The sequence below is a fragment of the Phocaeicola sartorii JCM 17136 = DSM 21941 genome (assembly GCF_054653615.1).
In genome coordinates this window covers 1,837,927-1,858,969 of record NZ_BAAIFW010000005.1, presented here as the reverse complement: position 1 = coordinate 1,858,969, position 21,043 = coordinate 1,837,927, and the positions used below count along the sequence as shown (strand labels likewise).

Genomic DNA, 21,043 nt, shown 5'->3' with positions numbered 1-21,043 from the left:
TAAATTTGTTGGCATAAGAAATGGGCAACGGTTTTGCCTTCGTTGCCCGGCAGAAGCACTTCCAAGTCGGAAACAGCGATTTCTTTGCCGACCTGATTCTATATTCCATTCCGTTGCACGCATATATCGTGGTAGAATTAAAGGCTACCCCATTCAAACCGGAGTATGCAGGACAACTGAACTTCTACATCAATGTGGTGGATGATAAACTGAGGGGAGAGAATGACAACAAGACTATCGGGTTGTTGCTATGCAAGGGAAAAGACGAAGTTGTGGCACAATACGCATTGACAGGCTATGACCAGCCCATCGGCATCAGCGATTACCAATTGAGCAAAGCGATTCCCGAGAAACTGAAATCAGCGTTGCCCAGCGTGGAAGAAGTGGAAGAAGAACTGGCCTCTTTCCTTGACAAAGACAATAACACTCAAAAATAGTTGCGTCCATGAAAGATGTAATTACAACGCTGATTCCCCGATACGGAGAATTGAACAGAATATATAAAGACTGGTTTGATAATAAAGGTTTCTCTTTTGAAAAGCAGAAATTCATTACCAAGTTCTATCTGGACTACAATGATGTAACGGTTCTTGAAACAGCCATTCTTGAACTGGTGTTTCATCTTCCACAGGAGCAATACACACTGATTCTGAATAGCCTGAAAAAGGAAGTATGCGAAAACATAAGTTATTACAAGAAAGGATGTATGCCGGATGAACAGACCGTTTACAATATCTGCTTCCGAGTTTCAGAAATCTATAAAGAAGCCATAGAAGAACAGCAATACAAGACGACCAAGCTCCATGCTCCGCTAAACGAAGCATACCACCGATACGATTCCATAGGTTATCGGGAACACACTGCAGAGGATGAAAAGCGTGCGGAAATGGAATATGAACGGTGCAAAGATGAATACGAGGAGAAAAAAAACAAGCTGACCGAACTCTACGATCTGCAAAAACAGACCAGAGAGAAAGCCCTGCAATATGCAAAAAGCCGTTTCAATGAAATCTATCGGCTGGGCTGCCACCTCAAAGAGACATTGGCGAAATATGTATTTGATGAAACAAACGAGCCGGAAGAGCCAGCCGAACAAGAACCAAATGCCCCCAACATACAGGAAGAAGTGCTGGGAACGAAACAGACTGAGTATTTCAATATGGAACTGCTTTCGCTCATTCATGTAACCTGCGTGGGAGAACAGTTCGAGAATATTTCCGAACATGATTTCTATACCTGCATGAACCTGCTACCAAGCGACACCAAACCCCAAATCAGACCGAGAGAAAAAATACGTACCTGCTATCTGATATTCCTGATGAGCGAAAAACTGCCCAAACAGGACAGGGAGAATTGGAAGAGGAATATCCTGAAAATATTGGATATTGAGGAAAGCTACTACAAGTCAAAGTACAAAGAGCCTGTTTCCGATTTCCCCAGTGACAGCAACCGGAAATTTGCCAAAGAAATGGATGGTATATTCCGATAATCTGTGATATGCCCTGACATTTTACGAAACAACCACTTTTACCACTCAAATTAAATTTTTGAGTGGTATTTTTATTATCTGATATTCAGATAAATAACAAGATATTCCATTTATATCAACCACATCCTTACCACTTACAACCCTACCTAATTTTGCATCGTTCGAGAACAGAGATAACAGCCAGTGCGCAGGGCTGATTGTTAAACGACTAAATAGATTGAACGATGAAAAATCTTCAAGAATTATTATCAAAACCCGTCTGGCAGATGACAGGTGAAGAGTTCATATTCCTAAGTAAGCACGCTTCCCGTCAAACGGAAACGCAGCCACAGCCCATTACAGACACAGAAAGAAAATATGTGTACGGAATACTGGGCATAGCCAAACTGTTCGGGTGCAGCCTACCCACCGCCAACCGTATCAAGAAAAGCGGAAAGATTGACAAGGCAATCACTCAGATAGGACGTAAGATTATCGTGGATGTTGAGCTTGCCCTTGAACTGGCTGGAAAGAAAACAGGAGGACGGAAATAACGGGAGGCATGGCTATGGACTATATGAAAGAGACTAAGGAAATATCGGCTGAAGAAGCCATAATCCTTTGGCAAGCCTCACGTTTGAGCCTGTCGAAAAGTTATGAGAAAGCACCTGAAATCCTTAAAGTACATGATTCTGTCATTGGGACATTGGGTAATTTCAGCGCATCCATCGGCAAAGCCAAAAGTAAAAAAACGTTCAATGTATCGGCTATCGTAGCCGCTGCATTGAAGAACGGCACAGTGCTGCGGTATGTGGCTGAACTGCCTGAAGATAAGCGGAAAGTGCTTTATGTTGATACAGAGCAAAGCCCTTACCATTGTCTGAAAGTCATGACGCGCATTTTGCGAATGGCTGGTTTGCCAGATGATAGGGACAATGAGAATCTTGAATTTCTTGCCTTAAGAAAATACACGCCTGAGCAGCGTATCAGGATTGTGGAACAGGCTATTTACAATACACCCGAAATCGGTCTTGTAATTATAGACGGCATACGGGATATGGTGTATGACATCAACAGCCCCAGTGAATCAACACGCATCATATCCAAGCTGATGCAGTGGACGGACGACAGGCAGATACATATCCATACGATACTGCATCAGAACAAAGGGGATGAGAACGCAAGAGGGCACATTGGTACGGAGTTGAACAACAAGGCGGAAACCGTATTGCAGGTAGAAAAGGACAAGGGCAACGGTGACATCAGCCATGTTTCAGCCATTCACATCCGGGCAATGGACTTTGAGCCTTTCGCATTCCGTATCAACGACAAAGCCCTTCCCGAACTCATTGAGGGATACAAACCTGAAACAAAGAAGCCGGGAAGACCCGAAGAAGAGAAGTTCGACCCTTACAGGCATATCACCGAGCAGCAGCACCGTATCGCATTGGAAGCCGTTTTCGGGCTGAAAGAGGAATACGGCTACAAGGAACTGGAAGATGCCTTAATCAAGACCTATATGTCAGTGGGTGTAAAGCTGAACCATAAAAAGGCGGTATCGCTCATCACCATGCTCCGCAACAAACGGATGATAGTGCAGGAGACAGGCAGAAAATACACATTCATGCCTGACTTCCACTATTAGCCCATTTCCCTGCAATCACTTCACTTTATTCTCGGGGTGTATATATTAGGAATATAGTGAAGTGCTTGGGGAATGGGACTAAATCACTTCACTTTATTACCGTATCCTATATATACGAGAATTTAGTGAAGTGATTATAGACCGTACTTCCTAAAAAGGTACGGGCAAAAAGAAAAATAAACCAATTCACCAACTACTAAAACAATCATTTTATGGATATACAGACAGCCAAGCAAATCAGAATAGCGGATTATCTGCATAGTTTAGGATATTCTCCCGTCAAGCAACAAGGTGTCAATCTGTGGTATAAATCACCGTTAAGGGAAGAAGCCGAAGCCTCGTTCAAGGTAAATACCGAACGTGAACAATGGTATGACTTCGGTTTGGGTAAAGGTGGTGGTATCATAGAACTGGCTGCACACCTGTACGCTACCGACCATGTACCTTACATCTTGAAACGGATAGCAGAGCAGACACCGCACGTGCGCCCGGTATCTTTCTCTTTTGGAAAGCAAAACTCTTCCGAGCCGAGCTTCCAACAGTTGGAGATTGTTCCGCTGTCATCTACTGCCCTGCTTGCCTACTTACAAGGTAGAGGAATTAACATAAAACTGGCGAAAAGAGAATGTAGTGAAGCACGTTTCACTCACAACGGCAAGCGGTACTTTGCCATCGCCTTTCCCAATGGTTCGTGTGGATATGAAATCCGCAACCGCTATTTCAAGGGCTGCATCGCCCCAAAGGAAATCTCCCACATCAGGCAGTCGGGAAAAGCGAGGAATACCTGTTATGTGTTCGAGGGATTTATGGACTACCTCTCCTTTTTGACATTGAGACAAGAGAGCTGCCCAAATTATCCGGAATTGGACGGGCAGGACTACATTGTATTGAACTCCGTATCGAATGTAAACAAGGCTCTCTATCCGTTGGGCAATTACGAACGCATCCACTGCTTTTTCGACAACGACCATGCAGGACTGGAAGCACTCCGGCAAATCCGCATGGAATACGGCAGAGAGCGGTACCTCCGGGACGCTTCGCAGATTTACAGAGGATGCAAGGACTTGAACGAATACTTACAGAAACAGATTGAAAGAAAAAGGCAGCTCCAGTCCGCCAAAGGGGTGCGCAGCCAATCACCGGAAAAGAAGAACGGCTTCCAGTTATAGCCCACTATAACTACACGCTTCGCTTTCGTAGTTGTGGGCTCTCCCGAGGGGATTAGGGCTTTGCCCTAATGACCCACTCAGGGCGTTTCACCCCTGAGAACCCCGAGCAAAGAGTGACCCTCTCTTTGCAATCTCCGCTTATGGGTTACCCCTAAGAACCCCTCTGCGAAAGCGAGCAAAGTAAATCAATTGTAAACAAAGGAAAGAAGCTATGGCAACAAAATCAAGCATACATATCAAGCCTTGCAACATCGCATCGAGCGAGGCACACAACCGAAGGACTGCCGAGTATATGCGTAATATCGGGGAGTCCAGAATCTATGTCGTTCCCGAACTTTCCACCGATAACGAACAGTGGATAAATCCCGACTTCGGCACTCCCGAACTGCGAACTCATTATGACAATATCAAGCAAATGGTCAAGGAAAAGACCGGACGTGCCATGCAGGAAAAGGAAAGGGAACGCAAGGGAAAGAATGGAAAGATTATCAAGGTGGCGGGATGCTCACCCATCCGTGAAGGAGTATTGCTTATCAGACCGGACACCACACTGGCTGATGTACGCAAATTCGGTGAAGAGTGCCAAAGACGCTGGGGCATCACTCCGCTACAGATTTTCCTGCATAAAGACGAAGGGCATTGGCTGAACGGTCAGCCGGAAGCAGAAGACAAGGAGAGCTTCCAAGTCGGTAACAGATGGTTCAAACCAAATTATCATGCTCATGTCGTATTCGACTGGATGAACCATGAAACTGGAAAGAGCCGAAAGCTCAATGACGAGGATATGGCAACCATGCAGACCCTTGCTTCCGATATTCTCCTGATGGAACGTGGACAGGCAAAAGCTGTCACAGGTAAAGAGCATCTGGAACGAAATGATTTCATCATTGAGAAGCAGAAAGCCGAACTGCAACGTATAGAGGAAACCAAGCGACACAAGGAACAACAAGTAAGCCTTGCCGAACAGGAACTCAAACAGGTAAAAGCAGAGATACGCACGGACAAACTAAAGAAAACAGCCACCAATGCTGCTACCGCCATAGCAAGCGGTGTAGGTTCTCTTTTCGGAAGCGGTAAGCTGAAAGAACTGGAACATCACATCGAGCAGCTACATCAGGAAATTACCAAACGGGACAAAGCTACTGATGAATTAAAAATTCAGATACAACAAATACAGGAACAGCATAGCAGACAAATTCGTAATCTTCAAAGAATACATAATCAAGAACTTGAAGCCAAAGACAAGGAAATATCACGATTGAGCACCTTGCTTGAAAAAGCCCACAAATGGTTTCCCATGTTCAAAGAGATGTTGAGAATGGAAAAATTATGCGCTGTTATCGGGTTTACCAAAGACATGATAGAAAACCTCTTGACAAAGAAAGAATCCATACAATGTAGTGGCAAAATTTATTCCGAAGAACACAGGTGGAAATTTGACATCAAGAATGATATTTTTAGGGTTGAGAAACATCCGATGGATAGTGGTAAGCTTATGCTGACCATAAACCGACAACCCATAGTACAATGGTTTAAGGAACAATGGGAAAAGTTACAGCAGAATCTACGTAACTCGGTGCAGAGAGAGCAAAAATCCAGAGGATTTAGAATATAGAATAGCCTATTATTAATAAAATCAAGTATCTATGCATCCAAACAGATTGTTTTTATTACAGAATCAAAATCCTAAGAATTTATAAAAAATGAAGCCTAAAGAAGTTTTGGAAAAATGGATAGATTGCTTTAACAAAGCAGATGCTTATCATATAGCAGAGCTGTATGCTACTAATGCAGTAAATCATCAAGTCGCAAACGAACCAATAATAGGTAAAGAATCAATCTACAAAATGTTTGTGAATGAATTTGCCACTGCTAAAATGGTTTGTATGGTGGAAAATATTTTTGAAGATGGCGAATGGGCTATCATGGAATGGAAAGACTCTCTTGGACTTCGTGGATGCGGATTTTTTCATGTAAAAGATAACAAAATCGTCTTTCAAAGAGGGTATTGGGATAAACTTTCATTCTTGAAGCAACACAATCTTCCAATTGAATAAGTACTATCAGAATACGGACTGGGAAATTGAAATACCCAGTCCGAGTTATATAATGAATTTTACTTGTTAAACTATTTAAAGTCAGTTGGATAACAAACCATACCTTTCACATTCTCAGTAGCTCCAGGTATTAATTCAGCCACCATGCAATATTCATGAGAGACTTCGAAAGGAAATTCAATTCCTAAATCGATAGCCTTGCGATAGCCAAATCGAGGATAATACTCTTTATGCCCCAATACGACTGCTGTGCCGTAACCCAAAAGTGCTGCCCTCTGATGGGCTTACTGAATCAACATCCCCCCCAATTCCCTTACGCTGGAATTCCGGCAAGACTGCCAATGGAGCTACACTCAGGGATGTGACAGACTGGGTGTCACTGTCTATCTTTACTTCTGTAAGTAAGATATACCAGACAATTTGTTTTTCTGTCATTTTCTTGTTCTTATCTAATTGTTAGGCTCATTGTTGTTATACATTGTTTAATTATAGATAAATCGTGAATATCCTTCTCTCTTAAATCGTAGCCCGAATGGAATACTTGTTGCCCTTTTGCAGAAATGCAAGGGATGCTTCTGCCTTCAAAGACTGCTGTTCCAAAATAGTCCGGTTGAAATTCATACCAGCCTCCATCCAAGTCGGCTTGTTTGGAAGTGCCGTCCGCATTCAAGACAAAAGGATGGATATCAATATAGCCTAATTCTTTGCTATACAGTTCCATACGGGTGGGCAACCAATTTGTTTCAATTTGATATCCTCTCTCCTGCAAAAGATCAAGGAGTTGGTCTGTATAATTGGCATCAAAATCAATGTCAATATCTCTATGCAAGCGGGTTTGCTGTCCGTACAAGACATCCACTCCCCAGCCTCCATCCAACCAAAACTGCATGTCCAGGCTTTCCAACAAGTCCAAAACTTGAAATAACTCTGTAATCGTAGTGTGTTCTTTCTTTGTCATATAATAATTCTTTAATAAATAATACTATGCGTAATTATCCAACTGCTTGATTGAAGAAATAAAATTTGCACCCACTCCAATCAGAAAGATAACCCATCCGCTGATCATAAAGACGGATGTGATACCCCATGCTTCCACCCAATATCCTGAAGCTACGATACCCAGCATTGATGGAAAGGTACTCAAACTAAAGATGAGAGAAAAAGTCCGTCCAAGCATGTCCGAAGCCAAGTTCTGCTGAATAATAGCGATGAAAAGCGCATGGTAAATGGAATAAGCTATGCCTCCTGTAAATGTTAGGCAAACAAAACCTATAAATGCGCTTGATGGTAAATAACTGGCGCTAATCAGATACAATCCCAATATCACATAAGCCGTATGCATCACTAATGTTTGCTTGCTTTTCAAAGCCTTACAGGCAAGTACTAAACCGCCCAACAATGCCCCTGAGCCCCAACCCATTTCCACAACTCCCATTTGCAAAATGTTTCCGTTGAAATGCAGAAGCGTCATAAAAGGAAATAACGTAAAAACAGGCATAAGGACAAAAGTCACCAGCGTAAAGCATACGAATAAAGGCAAAATGCCCATTGTACGCCGCAAGGTATGCCAACATTCCGTCAGTTCTTTTTTGAAATCTGGAAGAACTTTCGTTTTTTGAAGAGAAGGAATCTGGACACAAAGTAAGGTCAGACAAGCAGCAACAGCTCCGATCACATCTATGAGCAGAATATACTGTATGGGAAGCCAAACAACGAGGCTTGCCCCTACAACGGGAGCTATCACCTCACTGAAGGATTGAATGGAATGGTACAAACCTGATACCCTGACAAGATGGTGCTTGGGAACCAGTAGAGGGATGCTTGCCTGTAAAGCAGGTGCATGAAACGTACTGCCTATTGAACGACAAGCAGTCAATAGATAAAAAAAAGAAAGGTCTTTATAACCCTTGGTTATCACAATAAAAAGACATAGGGTACAGAACGCGATGAACAAGTCCGAATAAAACATCGTTTTCTTTCGATTCCATCTGTCAACATAGACCCCGGCAAACAAGCCTAATACAAATTGTGGTAAAAATCCAGCTAAAATAGCCAGAGATAAAGCTGTCGGGGATTTAAATTCGTTGCTAATCCAAAAAATAATGGAGAAGCCAACAATCGTACTTGTTAAAATAGATATGAGTTGGCCTATTCCTATCACGGCCAAAGTTGATTTCCAATGATTCATTGTGCTAATATTTCATGCGTTTATAGATAAGTACTTTCGTACATTAAGCAAAACGAAATTCTATCCACACAAAAAACTTGTATTATAATCCACTCCTGACGTTGGAATACAATAACAAATACTTTCAGGACGATGTAAAGTCCTGAAAAATCAAACTGAATGGATAGATAAATATTAGTCTTTTCTCATCGGATTCTTTTAATATCGCTACTCTTTTATTATGTAGTGGTTGTATTATCTTAAATAAAACAAAAACACCCGACTTTACATTCTTGGGTGTAAAACTGGGTGTTTGTTTTGCAATTTGCTGATTTTCAGCGTTTGTTGCGGAGAGACAGGGATTCGAACCCCGGGTACCTCGCAGTACAACGGTTTTCAAGACCGCCGCAATCGACCACTCTGCCACCTCTCCAAAACTCCTTTATCAGAAGTGCTTTCCGTTGAAAGCGCTGCAAAGGTACGACTTTATTTTTAATATGCAAATAGTTTACCAGTTTTTTTGCCATGAAATTTTCAAATCGTACTTTTGCACTCAAATAACAAACGAAAGAAACAAATCATGATATACCCTCAGAACTTCGAACAGAAAATAGGCTTCGATTCCATCCGTCATTTACTAAAAGATAAATGCCTCAGTACATTAGGCCAAGAAAGAGTAGACGGAATGAATTTCTCCGAATCCTTTAAAGACATTAATGAATGGCTGGAACAGGTAATGGAATTCATACGCATCATACAGGAGGAAGACAGTTTTCCCGATCAATACTTTTTCGATGTGCGCCCATCATTAAAACGTATCCGTGTAGAAGGTATGTATTTGGATGAGCAGGAACTGTTTGATTTATGCCGTTCCTTAGAAACGATCCGCGATATCATCCGTTTCCTGACACCGACCCCGGATGATGAAGAACAAGAAGAAGGAAACTCCCCCTACCCTGCCCTACGAAGACTGGCAGGGGATATCATCGTGTTTCCCCAGCTTATTACACGTATAAACAACATCTTAGATAAATTCGGTAAAATCAAAGACAACGCTTCTTCCGAATTATTACGCATCCGCAGAGAACTGGCTTCGACAGCCGGAAGCATATCACGCAGTTTGAGCACCATCCTGCGCAGCGCCCAAGCAGAAGGCTACATTGACAAAGATGTAACCCCCACCATGCGTGACGGAAGACTCGTCATCCCCGTTGCACCGGGACTCAAACGGAAAATAAAAGGAATCATACACGATGAATCATCCACCGGCAAGACAGTCTTTATAGAACCGGCCGAAGTAGTGGAAGCAAACAACAGAATCCGAGAACTGGAAGGAGAAGAACGACGGGAAATCATCCGTATCCTGACAGATTTCTCTGCCGTCATCCGTCCACAGGTCCCCGCCATCCTCCAGTCATACGAGTTTCTGGCTGAAATTGATTTCATCCGTGCCAAAGCCCATTTCTCTATTCAGACCAACGCCATCAAGCCGTCACTGGAAGACAAACAGATTTTGGATTGGACCATGGCCATACACCCACTGCTGCAACTCTCGCTGGCCAAGCATAATAAAAAAGTTGTCCCACTAGATATAGAACTGAATCTGAATCAACGTATCCTTATTATATCCGGACCGAATGCCGGAGGTAAATCCGTCTGTCTGAAAACAGTGGGATTACTGCAATATATGTTACAATGTGGAATGCCGGTTCCGATGCATGAACGTAGCCATGCCGGATTATTTGGCAGTATCTTTATAGACATAGGCGACGAACAGAGCATTGAAGACGATCTGAGTACCTATTCCTCGCACCTTACCAACATGAAAACAATGATGAAAAGCTGTAACGAACGCAGCCTCATCCTCATTGATGAGTTCGGCGGAGGTACAGAGCCACAAATTGGCGGAGCCATAGCCGAAGCTGTGTTGAAACGTTTCAATGAAAAAGGCACATTCGGTGTTATCACCACCCACTATCAAAATTTGAAACATTTTGCCGAAGATCACGAAGGTGTGGTTAATGGCGCCATGCTATATGACAGACACTTAATGCAAGCTCTGTTCCAATTGCAGATAGGAAATCCAGGAAGTTCATTCGCTGTAGAAATAGCCCGGAAAATAGGTTTGCCGGAAGAAGTGATAGCCGACGCATCCGAAATTGTAGGCAGCGAATATATCAATGCCGATAAATATCTGCAAGATATCGTACGTGACAAACGTTACTGGGAAACCAAGCGTCAGAACATCCGTAAACGGGAAAAACAGATGGAAGAAACCATCGCCAAATACGAAGAAGAAATACAAGAACTGGAGAAAAGCCGTAAAGAGATTTTGCGAAAGGCCAAAGAAGACGCGGAAAAATTATTGCAGGAATCAAATGCCCGCATCGAAAATACCATCCGCATCATCAAAGAAGCGCAAGCCGACAAGGAACGCACCCGACTGGCACGCCAGGAACTGGCTGATTTCAAAAATGAGGTAGAAGATATCGAGAAAAAAAGCCAAGAAGATAAAATTGCCCGCAAAATGGAGAAACTGCGCGAGAAGCAAGAACGGAAAAAAGACAAGAAAGAGAAGGCTAAAACCGATTCTCCCCAATCTGCAACACCTAAAATACAGCCTGTCACTGTAGGCGCTCCTGTAAAAATCAAAGGCCAGTCCAGCGTAGGGGAAGTGTTGGAGATAAACGGGAAAAATGCAGTAGTCATGTTCGGAATGATAAAAACGAATGTAAAACTGGACAGACTGGAACGCTGCACTCCGACACAGGCTTCCCCAAAAGCAATGACAAAAAGTACTTTTGTCAGCAGTGACACACAAGACCGAGTATACGAAAAGAAACTAAATTTTAAACAAGACATTGATGTGCGCGGTATGCGCGGAAATGAAGCCATACAGGCTGTAACTTATTTCATTGATGACGCCATATTGTTGGGAATAGACCGTGTACGCATCCTTCACGGAACAGGTACCGGCATACTGCGCACCTTGATCCGCAGCTATTTGGGCAGTGTTCCGGGAGTTGAACACTATCAGGACGAACACGTACAATTTGGCGGGGCAGGCATTACTGTAGTAGATTTGAAATAATATTTTAATAGAGAAAGAGGTTGTTTTTAATTAATTTTCTCTATATTCGCATTGAAATTAGAGAAAATTAAAAGCGAAGGTGGCATCTGAGACTTCTCATACAATGATAAGTATTAAGCTTAATGAGCAAGGGTTTCATGATATTTTCAATAAATATTATGTAACCCTATGCCTATTTGCTAACCAATATACAGAAAATCAAGAAACTTCAGCAGACATTGTACAAGATTCATTTGCCAAACTATGGCAGATAAGAGAGGATTTTTTTTATCTGCATCAGGTAAAAGCATTTCTATATACAGCTGTACGCAATAAAGCACTCAACGAATTGGAGCATTCAAAAGTGGTTTATGAATACGCCCAAAATGTGATCGAGAAGAAGAAAGACTCTTTTTTTCATGACGCAATCGTCGAAGAGGAAACTTATCGTATCGTTTCTGAAGCCATAGACAAACTGCCCGGCCAAATGAAATCCATCATGCGACTAGCCTTGGAAGGGAAAAAAAATGCAGAAATAGCAGACAGACTAAACATATCTACAGAGACAGTCCACACCTTAAAAAAAATAGCCTACAAGAAACTCAGAGAATACCTGAAGGACTATTATTACTTGCTCTTTTTCTTTGTATAAAAAGACACTTATTTATTTTTTTTCAAAAAAAGTTGTTTCTTTATTCACCCTCTTTCTAAAGAGACCTGTTTTACTATAAAAGAGATTAAAAACAGGTCAAAATATGATAAAACAAGATTTCTATATAGCCAACCTCATAGCAAGATATCTATCGGGCGAAATAACCCCGGAAGAAACGACCGAACTAGCTGCTTGGAGAGAAGAATCTACAGCACACGAGACTTTATTCAAAAAAATCTGTGATGAAGAAAACCAAAAACAACACTTCCGTCAAAGTTTGGTATTCAACCCTTCATCCGGATGGAAAGAAGTGGAAAAACAAATCAAAAGAAATAATAGCAGAAGCAGATATATCAAAATAGTAAGTTATGCCGCAGTTATTCTGTTACCCGTTCTTTTTATAGGTATTTCCATGAAATTCACCTCTTCTGTTTCTCTTTCGGACAAACAACCCATTGCACAATCCATTCTACCTGGGGAATCCAAGGCTATCCTGACACTGGACAACGGGCAGACAATCCAGATCAATAAAGAAGCAAGAAGTCTGCTTGAGAAAATAGACGGAGCCCAAGTCCACATGGACTCTACGATGCTGAATTACCAAGTAACATCAAAAACAGCTAAAGAAAACAAACCTATATATAATAAAGTGGAAACTCCACGAGGTGGTGAATATGCTCTATTATTAAGTGATGGAACCAAAGTACATCTGAATGCAATGACCAGTCTCCGCTTTCCCGTGACATTTGATAACGGTCCGCGTAAAGTGGAACTGGAAGGTGAGGCCTATTTTGAAGTTTGCAAAACAGGGCAACCGTTTGTAGTATGTACTCAAGGCATGCAAGTAGAAGTGCTAGGAACCACATTCAACATCTCTGCTTATCCACAAGAAGAGTATCAGACAACTTTGGTAAACGGTTCCGTCAAAGTAAACACTGAAACAGGAGAAAGTTGTATTTTAAAGCCTTCCCAACAAGCAACGATCAGCCTTGGAGACAGCAGCATACAGGTACGTAGGGTAGATGCCGGATTTTACACCTCATGGGTAAAAGGAAAAATCCACTTCAAAGACCAGCGGCTGGAAGATATCATGAAAACACTATCACGCTGGTATGACATGGAAGTAATTTTTGCCAATGAAAGAATAAAAGACTTACGCTTCGGATGCAATGTAGACCGGTATTCGGAAATCACTCCGTTTGTACGTTTGTTGGAAGAAACACAAAAGGTACACGTAAAAATCAATAACAAAACAATCACATTCTATAACTAATAAAAATGATGTATTATGGACAAAAAACACAACTACACCAATCACGGTAAAAGTAGTAAACGTTTGTGGATTACGTTCCTATTTTTCTGTATCATTACTACAGGTTTTATGCAGGCAGCCAACAAAGTGTTTGCACAAACCACTGTCACAGCTGCATTCAAGAATGCCACGTTGAGTGAAATACTTTGGGAAATCCAAAGACAAACCGACTTTACTTTTGTATACAGCACCAATGATGTGAGACAAATAAAAGTCCAAGACCTAAATGTAAATAACGAAAAAATAGCCAACGTGCTTGATAAATGTCTCATGAATAGCGGTTTGACCTATTCAGTTCACAACGGCGTTATTGCCATCAAGCAAATTGAGGAAAAAGAGACTGCTGTTCCTCAACAGAAAACAACATTAACCGGTACGGTACTGGATGAAACGGGAGAACCTATTATTGGAGCAAATATCTTGGTAAAAAGTACTACAAATGGAACCACTACAGATCTGGACGGACACTTCTCACTAAATGTTGACCATATACCCGCCACTTTGATTATTTCCTATATAGGTTATGGAAAACAAGAAATCAAAGCTACTGCCGGAAAGATGCTGAAAGTAGTCATGACTCCCGATAATAATGTCATGGAAGAAGTGGTTGTTACCGGTTATGGTACTTTCAAGAAGTCGGCATACGCTGGTTCCGCTTCAACTGTGAAAACAGGAGAATTAAAAGACCTGCCCGTAGTTTCATTCTCCAGCTTACTAGAAGGTAATGCTCCCGGAGTACAAGTCACTTCCAGTTCAGGTCAGCCTGGCGCCTCCACTTCTATCCGTATTCGTGGTATGGGATCTTTTAATGCAAGCAATTCTCCATTATATGTGATTGATGGAGTTCCCGTTCAATCCGGTTCTGTTGCGGCTACCAGTTCCGACTCCGGATTTGATATAATGTCCACATTAAACAACTCGGATATTGAAAATATTACAGTCATAAAAGATGCTGCTGCAGCTTCCCTTTACGGTTCACGTGCTGCGAACGGAGTTATTTTAATTTCCACCAAAAAAGGTAGAAGCGGAAAAGCACAAGTTTCATTAAAAGCAGACTGGGGCAGCAATGATTTCGCAATGGATTATCGTCCGGTTATGGGTGGAGAAGAACGCCGTGAATATATTTATAATGGATTGATATTATATCAACAACGCAAATTAGCTGATAAAAATCCTAATCTTTCAGAGGAAGAACTAATGTCACAAAGTAAAACTTATGCAGATGGGCAAATCGATAAATATGCTCCAATTCCATGGTGTGGTTTCACAGACTGGAATAAAGAACTTTTTCAAAAGGGACATCATTCTACCTATGAAGCGTCACTAGCCGGTGGTAGTGATAAATTCAAATATTATTCTTCCTTATCATATATGAAGCAGAACGGTATTGTACAAGGTTCCGGTCTGGAACGTGTAACAGGGCGTGTAAATGCAGATTTCAGCGCAACAGACAAATTGACTGTAGGTGCCAAGATTCTTTTCTCAAATGTAAATCAAAGCGTTTATGACGAAGGATTCACTTATACATCTCCTTTCTATTCTTCACGCAATTGGGCTACTCCTTCAGATCCGGTTTATAATGAAGATGGCAGTTGGAATCGTAAGTTTATCCGTAAAGCCAATGACCGCAACCCTAAATTATCAGCTGAATACGATTATAAACATGAAAAAATGTTACGCGCATTCAACACGCTTTATGCCGAATATGAGATCATAAAAAACCTGAAATTCAAAACAACTTTCAGTTATGATTACACTACTGTAAAAGGTGAGAAATGGTATGACCCACGTACTTCCAACGGTGAAGATGAAAATGGAGAAGTAGTAAAGCGCATGAGAGAATATAAAAAAATGGTATGGAGTAACACCTTAAGCTATTTAACAACTTTCAACAATATTCATCATTTGGACTTTCTTGCCGGATATGAAATTGATGATACCTACAATGACTATTTATCAGGAGAAGCTTACAATTTTACAACTCCCGACAAACATGCCATCAGTAATGGAATGAAAACAGTATCTGTAGGGGGAAGTGATTCAAGGTACAGACTGGTATCCTATTTAAGCCGTTTGAATTACGATTATAAAAATAAATATTATCTAGGAGCTAGTTTTCGCGTTGATGGCAGTTCACGTTTACACCGTGACAATCGTTGGGGAACATTCTGGTCTGTATCCGGAGCATGGCGTACTATTGAAGAAGAATTTATGCTACCTGTAAAAGATTGGTTGACAGACTTGCGCATAAGAGCATCATACGGTGTAAATGGTACTCTTCCTTCTGACTATTTCGGTTACATGGGATTAAGTTCTATTAGTGGTGGTTACTTGGAGCAACCCGGTATTCAAATGTCCCAAATTGCAAACCCTGATCTGAAATGGGAAACCAATTACAATATGAATATTGGCTTGGATTTTGGTTTTTGGGATCGTCTGAACTTCACGGTTGAATATTATACCCGCACAACTAAAAACTTATTAATGGACTGTCCTGTATCCATGACAACAGGATTTAGCAGCTATTTAATGAATATAGGTGAAGTGAAAAATAAAGGTATTGAATTGACGATTAATTCCACTAATATTAAAACCAAAGACTTTAGCTGGAATACAACTTTCAATTTAGGTCATAACTCCAATAAAGTTGTAAAATTAGATGGCGAACAGACACAAATTGTCAGTGGAACCCAAATACACAAAGTAGGAAGTTCTTATCGTACATTCTATGTACAAGAATTTGCGGGCATCAATCCTGAAACAGGAAATCCTCTATTCTATACCAATGAATTGGATGAGAACGGAAATTATATAAAAGAAATTACCGAGAACTCTAAAAATGCACAATTCATTCCTTATAAACATGCAGAACCAACTGTTAACGGAGGTATCTCTAATTCATTGCGTTATAAATGGCTTGATTTAAATTTCTTATTCTCCTATCAATTCGGAGGATATTCTTATGATACTTGGGCACAAAAGACAGAACATGGCGGTTACGATTCCTATGCAAACATTCCGACTTATTATCGTGATAGCTGGAAAAAGCCAGGTGATCAAACCAATATAGAAGTATATATGCCGGGTAAATCATCTTCTGTATCAATGCATAAAATAACAAGTAGCCGCCGTATCCACAGTACTGATTATTTCCGCTTAAAAAATATCACATTCGGCATTACGTTACCTAAAGAATGGACAAATAAAATCAATATAGGAAATGTTCGTATTTATGCATCAGCAAGCAATTTATGGACATGGGCGGCCTATGACAATTATGATCCTGAAGCTGTTAGTGCCGGTAGTGCAACTCAAACCACACCGCCTTTAAAAACCGTTACTTTTGGTCTCAACATCAATTTTTAACCACTAAAAAACAACAATATGAGAACATTACATAATTTTTTATCAATAGTCTTATCCATCGGATTGTTTACTTCATGTGGAAACGATTGGTTGGATTTAGAACCGTCCACACAAATTCCAACAGAAACGAGTATCAAATCTCTCTCCGACATTGATTATTCGCTAAACGCCATTTATGCGACAATGCGTAATGCCTATGCGTATTCCGGGCGTTTAATCTACTACGGAGATGTAACAGGAGATGACATGCAAGCTGTACAATCAACTTGTAGAACAGCTCACTATTACCAAATGGATTGGTTACCTGCAAATGGACCAAGTACACACTGGTCATATCTTTATTCCATCATTCAAAACTGTAATGTTATATTAGACGGAATTGACAATATCGAAATTCTTCCAAACGATGAAGATGAGCATATCTTCCGCAATGATTTAGAAGGACAAGCATTAGCAATACGTGGTCTGGCCCTTTTTGACCTTACACGCTTCTTCGGATATACTTATTTAAAAGATAACGGAGCCTCTTTAGGAGTACCTATCATCACTTCAGCATCAGCCACTGCTGACAGCAAACCTTCACGTAATACTGTAGCTGAATGTTATGATCAAATAATCAAAGATTTAAAGGATGCGGCTGATCTAATGATACCCACATATTCATGGTCAGGCACAAATTTGAATCAGAAAGATTTATCCTTAAACAAGAAAGGTAAAATCAGTAAATGGGCCACATTAACTTTGTTAAGTCGGGCATATCTATATATGGGGAAGAACAGTGAAGCTTTACAAGCTGCAGAAGAAGCTATAAAAGGATCGGAAGCCAATAAATACCAATTATGGAATACCGAAGAATATCCCACTGTATGGGGTACGGAAGCCTCCGAAGCAAATCCGGGAGAAATTCTCTTCGAAATAGTCAATACTACTACCGAAAGCCCCGGCAATGAAAGTATGGGATATCTAACTTCTCCAAAAGGATATCAAGATATGTGCATTACAGTCAGTTTTTATCACCATCTGTTAGAAACGCCTAATGATGTACGCATTAAGTTATTAGTTAATCAAGACAAAAAAGTAATGTATTTGAATAAGTATCAACCACAACCTGGAGAGAATATTATGGATGCCAATATTCCTATTGTACGTCTTTCCGAAACTTATTTAAATGCAGCCGAAGCAGCCGTAAAAAGCGGAGATGCAACAAAAGCTGCAAAATACCTGAAAGCTATCGCACTCCGAGGAAATCCGGACTATATGATGCCTGCGGAGGTTACTCTTGATGATGTTCTAGAAGAACGCAGAAAAGAACTCATCGGCGAAGGACACCGCATGTTTGACCTATTACGTAACAATTTACGAGTCACTCGTATCAACGAGACTGACGATATGATGAAAGAAGTAGTACATTTCGCTGACGAAAAAACATCTATGGATTTCGACAGAAACTATTATCGTACAGTATTACCTATTCCGCAAAAAGAAATTAATGCTAATTCTAATATTGTACAAACACCAGAATATCTGAAATAATAGTCAACACAAATTGAAAAAATCCAAATCAATAAACTCTAACTGAATTCAAGACCCAAATCGATGACAAGCAAGACTAATTTTATCAACTACTTTCTTCTTGCATTCATCCTCACATTCATCAGTTCCGGCCTCAGTGCCGGAACTCTTGATTTCAAAGACAAGAAGAAAGACAAAGAGAAAAAAGAAGAATTAACGGCCGACGGCCCATACGTACTGTATCAGCCCGACGGCCAAACCAGAGTAATCAGTGTAGACAAGAAAGGGAATATCATTGATACTACTTATACCACATTACCTCAAAACTTTACCCTGCATGTAATAGACCACAAAGGCAGGTTTCCATTTGATGTAAAACTGCACCCGGTGAAACGTCCCGAATGGAATTATCCTCAGGCAGACAAAGTATTTGTCATGTCCGACCCTCATGGAAGACTGGACTGTGTCATCAGTCTATTGCAAGGAAACCATATCATTGACAAAGACTACCAATGGAGCTTCGGAAAAAACCACCTGATGATTATAGGGGACATTTTTGATAGAGGAAAAGATGTACCGCAAATCTTCTGGCTATTCTACAAACTGGAAGAGGAAGCAGCCAAAGCCGGAGGACATGTATCGTTCATGCTGGGAAATCATGAGCCGATGGTACTAGCCAATGACCTTCGATACACCAAAGGAAAATATAAAGTACTGGCTGAAAGGCTAAAAATGAAATACCCCCGACTATTCAGTCCTGACACTGAGCTGGGCAGATGGCTGGGAACCCGTAACACCATGCAAATGATAGGTAACGACCTATATGTACATGCCGGACTGGGCAAGGAATTCTATGACAAGAACTTAAACATCCCCACCGTCAATGAAGAAATGAGCAAAGGACTATTTATGGATAAAAAAGAACGCAAAGCGCTTTCTCCACTCACAGCCTTCCTGTATGGAAACAGCGGACCCATCTGGTATCGCGGCCTGGTACGTACCGATGCCAAGTACAATCCATTGGCAAAAGATTCCCTGCAAATGATAATGGATCGTTATAAGGCAAAACACATCATCGTGGGACATACCATTTTCAAGGATATCTCCACTTTCTATAACGGCAAGGTCATTGGCGTAAATGTAGACAATAAAGAAAACCGGAAAAAAAAGCGCGGACGAGCCATACTGATTGAAAACAATCAGTATTTTGTTGTCGGTGACAAAGGCATACAAAGAAAATTAAAATAAAGACAATACGCTAAATCCTACCGATGGTCTTTCCAAACTCTCCTGACAACTTTCCTATTTGTCAAGAGAGTTTTTTCTTTTCCTTTCTTGCAACTTTCCCCCTTTATTTTATACCTTTGTTGCGCATAACAACTAACCTTATAAAACGAAATGAAATCTATCCGAGAACTATACCGCATCGGTACCGGTCCGTCCAGCAGTCATACCATGGGGCCGCGCAAAGCTGCTGAAATCTTCTTAGGAAAACATCCCGAAGCCAAAGCTTTCCAAGTCACCCTTTATGGAAGTCTCGCCGCTACCGGTAAAGGTCACATGACTGATGTAGCCATTTTAGATACCTTGCAATCACATGCGCCTACAGAGATTATCTGGAAAGCCCATGTCTTCTATCCGTTTCATCCCAATGGAATGACTTTCAAATCATTGAATGAAAAAGGAAAAGTAACGGACGAATGGACTGTTTTCAGTGTAGGCGGCGGTGCTCTGGCTGAAGAAGGACACGACAATGGCTCAACTCCGGAAATCTATGATATGAACCGTATGAGTGAAATCCTCTACTGGTGTGAACGTACCGGACGCAATTACTGGGAATACGTCCAGCAATGTGAAGACGAAGGCATTTGGGACTATCTGGCAGAAGTATGGAAAACCATGAGAGAAGCCATTGAGCGTGGCTTGGATCAGGAGGGCGTATTACCCGGTCCACTCAATCTGCGTAGAAAAGCCTCCACCTATTATATTAAAGCAAAAGGCTACAAAGACAATCTACGTTCCCGCGGGTTGGTCTTCTCATACGCCCTGGCAGTCAGTGAAGAAAACGCTTCAGGGGGTAGAATCGTCACTGCTCCTACTTGCGGATCATGCGGAGTGGTTCCGGCTGTACTTTATCACTTGCAAAAAAGCCGTGACTTCAGTGACATGCGGATTCTAAGAGCACTGGCCACTGCCGGACTGATAGGCAATATAGTAAAGCACAACGCTTCCATTTCAGGAGCCGAAGCAGGCTGTCAGGCCGAAGTAGGTGTGGCATGTTCAATGGCATCCGCCGCTGCCAGCCAATTATTCGGAGGCAGCCCGGCACAAATAGAATATGCAGCCGAAATGGGCTTGGAGCATCACTTGGGAATGACTTGCGATCCAGTATGCGGATTGGTACAAATTCCTTGTATCGAACGAAATGCCTACGCGGCGGCCCGGGCTCTTGACGCCAATATCTATTCCGCCTTTACAGACGGCAATCACCGTGTATCCTTTGACAAAGTGGTGGAAGTAATGAAGCAAACCGGTCATGATCTTCCTTCTTTATATAAGGAAACCAGCGAAGGTGGACTGGCTAAAGATTACAAGCAAATGGATTAACTCACTATCCGCACACAT

General features: G+C 41.4%; 15 protein-coding genes, 1 tRNA gene and 1 pseudogene. 14 read left to right on the top strand and 3 right to left on the bottom strand.

The genetic code is table 11. From position 1 onward, the window contains the following. Positions 1–17: 17 nt before the first annotated feature. The 7 genes and pseudogenes from ACYQ0C_RS07770 to ACYQ0C_RS07740 form a co-directional block, all read left to right on the top strand. Positions 18–437 (top strand): annotated as a pseudogene (locus ACYQ0C_RS07770) (PDDEXK nuclease domain-containing protein); the annotation flags it as partial. Positions 438–445: 8 nt separating this feature from the next. Then, positions 446–1,489, top strand: coding sequence for a hypothetical protein (locus ACYQ0C_RS07765; RefSeq protein ID WP_004308775.1), 1,044 nt, complete (start codon positions 446–448; stop codon positions 1,487–1,489). 224 nt (positions 1,490–1,713) lie between these two features. Further along, the gene (locus tag ACYQ0C_RS07760) at positions 1,714–2,022 is read left to right on the top strand and encodes a DUF3853 family protein (protein WP_004308776.1); all 309 of its coding nucleotides are present in this window, start codon (positions 1,714–1,716) and stop codon (positions 2,020–2,022) included. A gap of 14 nt (positions 2,023–2,036) precedes the next feature. Further along, positions 2,037–3,113: an AAA family ATPase gene (locus tag ACYQ0C_RS07755; protein ID WP_008766855.1), complete on the top strand. Its 1,077-nt coding sequence runs from the start codon at positions 2,037–2,039 to the stop codon at positions 3,111–3,113. Positions 3,114–3,325: 212 nt separating this feature from the next. Continuing rightward, a complete protein-coding gene (locus ACYQ0C_RS07750) occupies positions 3,326–4,282 on the top strand; it encodes a toprim domain-containing protein (RefSeq protein ID WP_025077123.1) in 957 nt (318 codons plus the stop codon). 211 nt (positions 4,283–4,493) lie between these two features. Continuing rightward, a complete protein-coding gene (locus ACYQ0C_RS07745; protein ID WP_004308779.1) occupies positions 4,494–5,897 on the top strand; it encodes a hypothetical protein in 1,404 nt (467 codons plus the stop codon). Positions 5,898–5,985: 88 nt separating this feature from the next. Further along, positions 5,986–6,339, top strand: a complete 354-nt coding sequence (locus tag ACYQ0C_RS07740; RefSeq protein ID WP_004308780.1) for a nuclear transport factor 2 family protein — start codon at positions 5,986–5,988, stop codon at positions 6,337–6,339. 445 nt (positions 6,340–6,784) lie between these two features. Here the strand turns inward: ACYQ0C_RS07740 and lnu(AN2) are convergent, their stop codons facing one another. The 3 genes from lnu(AN2) to ACYQ0C_RS07725 all read right to left on the bottom strand — a co-directional run bounded on the left by lnu(AN2) (position 6,785) and on the right by ACYQ0C_RS07725 (position 8,939). Then, positions 6,785–7,297, bottom strand: coding sequence for a lincosamide nucleotidyltransferase Lnu(AN2) (gene lnu(AN2), locus ACYQ0C_RS07735; RefSeq protein ID WP_009038171.1), 513 nt, complete (start codon positions 7,295–7,297; stop codon positions 6,785–6,787). Positions 7,298–7,321: 24 nt separating this feature from the next. Beyond that, the gene (mef(En2), locus tag ACYQ0C_RS07730; protein WP_005786079.1) at positions 7,322–8,527 is read right to left on the bottom strand and encodes a macrolide efflux MFS transporter Mef(En2); all 1,206 of its coding nucleotides are present in this window, start codon (positions 8,525–8,527) and stop codon (positions 7,322–7,324) included. Positions 8,528–8,854: 327 nt separating this feature from the next. Beyond that, positions 8,855–8,939, bottom strand: a tRNA-Ser gene (locus ACYQ0C_RS07725). A 147-nt stretch (positions 8,940–9,086) separates the two neighbouring features. On the opposite strand from ACYQ0C_RS07725, the gene ACYQ0C_RS07720 reads away from it, so the two are divergent. The 7 genes from ACYQ0C_RS07720 (at position 9,087) to ACYQ0C_RS07690 (ending at position 21,025) form a co-directional block, all read left to right on the top strand. After that, complete coding sequence (locus tag ACYQ0C_RS07720; protein ID WP_016276721.1) at positions 9,087–11,597, top strand: endonuclease MutS2; 2,511 nt, start codon at positions 9,087–9,089, stop codon at positions 11,595–11,597. Between the two features lie 79 nt (positions 11,598–11,676). Continuing rightward, complete coding sequence (locus ACYQ0C_RS07715; RefSeq protein WP_016276722.1) at positions 11,677–12,228, top strand: RNA polymerase sigma-70 factor; 552 nt, start codon at positions 11,677–11,679, stop codon at positions 12,226–12,228. Between the two features lie 103 nt (positions 12,229–12,331). After that, on the top strand, positions 12,332–13,501 hold the full coding sequence (locus ACYQ0C_RS07710) for a FecR family protein (protein WP_016276723.1): 1,170 nt from the start codon (positions 12,332–12,334) through the stop codon (positions 13,499–13,501). Between the two features lie 15 nt (positions 13,502–13,516). Continuing rightward, positions 13,517–16,906, top strand: coding sequence for a TonB-dependent receptor (locus ACYQ0C_RS07705; protein WP_016276724.1), 3,390 nt, complete (start codon positions 13,517–13,519; stop codon positions 16,904–16,906). Between the two features lie 18 nt (positions 16,907–16,924). Then, on the top strand, positions 16,925–18,439 hold the full coding sequence (locus ACYQ0C_RS07700) for a RagB/SusD family nutrient uptake outer membrane protein (protein ID WP_016276725.1): 1,515 nt from the start codon (positions 16,925–16,927) through the stop codon (positions 18,437–18,439). Positions 18,440–18,502: 63 nt separating this feature from the next. Next, positions 18,503–19,666 (top strand): metallophosphoesterase, encoded by a 1,164-nt coding sequence (locus ACYQ0C_RS07695; RefSeq protein ID WP_016276726.1) that lies wholly within the window; start codon positions 18,503–18,505, stop codon positions 19,664–19,666. Between the two features lie 150 nt (positions 19,667–19,816). Then, positions 19,817–21,025 carry an L-serine ammonia-lyase gene (locus ACYQ0C_RS07690; protein ID WP_016276727.1) on the top strand — a complete coding sequence of 403 codons (1,209 nt, stop codon included), beginning with the start codon at positions 19,817–19,819 and terminating at the stop codon, positions 21,023–21,025. Positions 21,026–21,043: the final 18 nt, after the last annotated feature.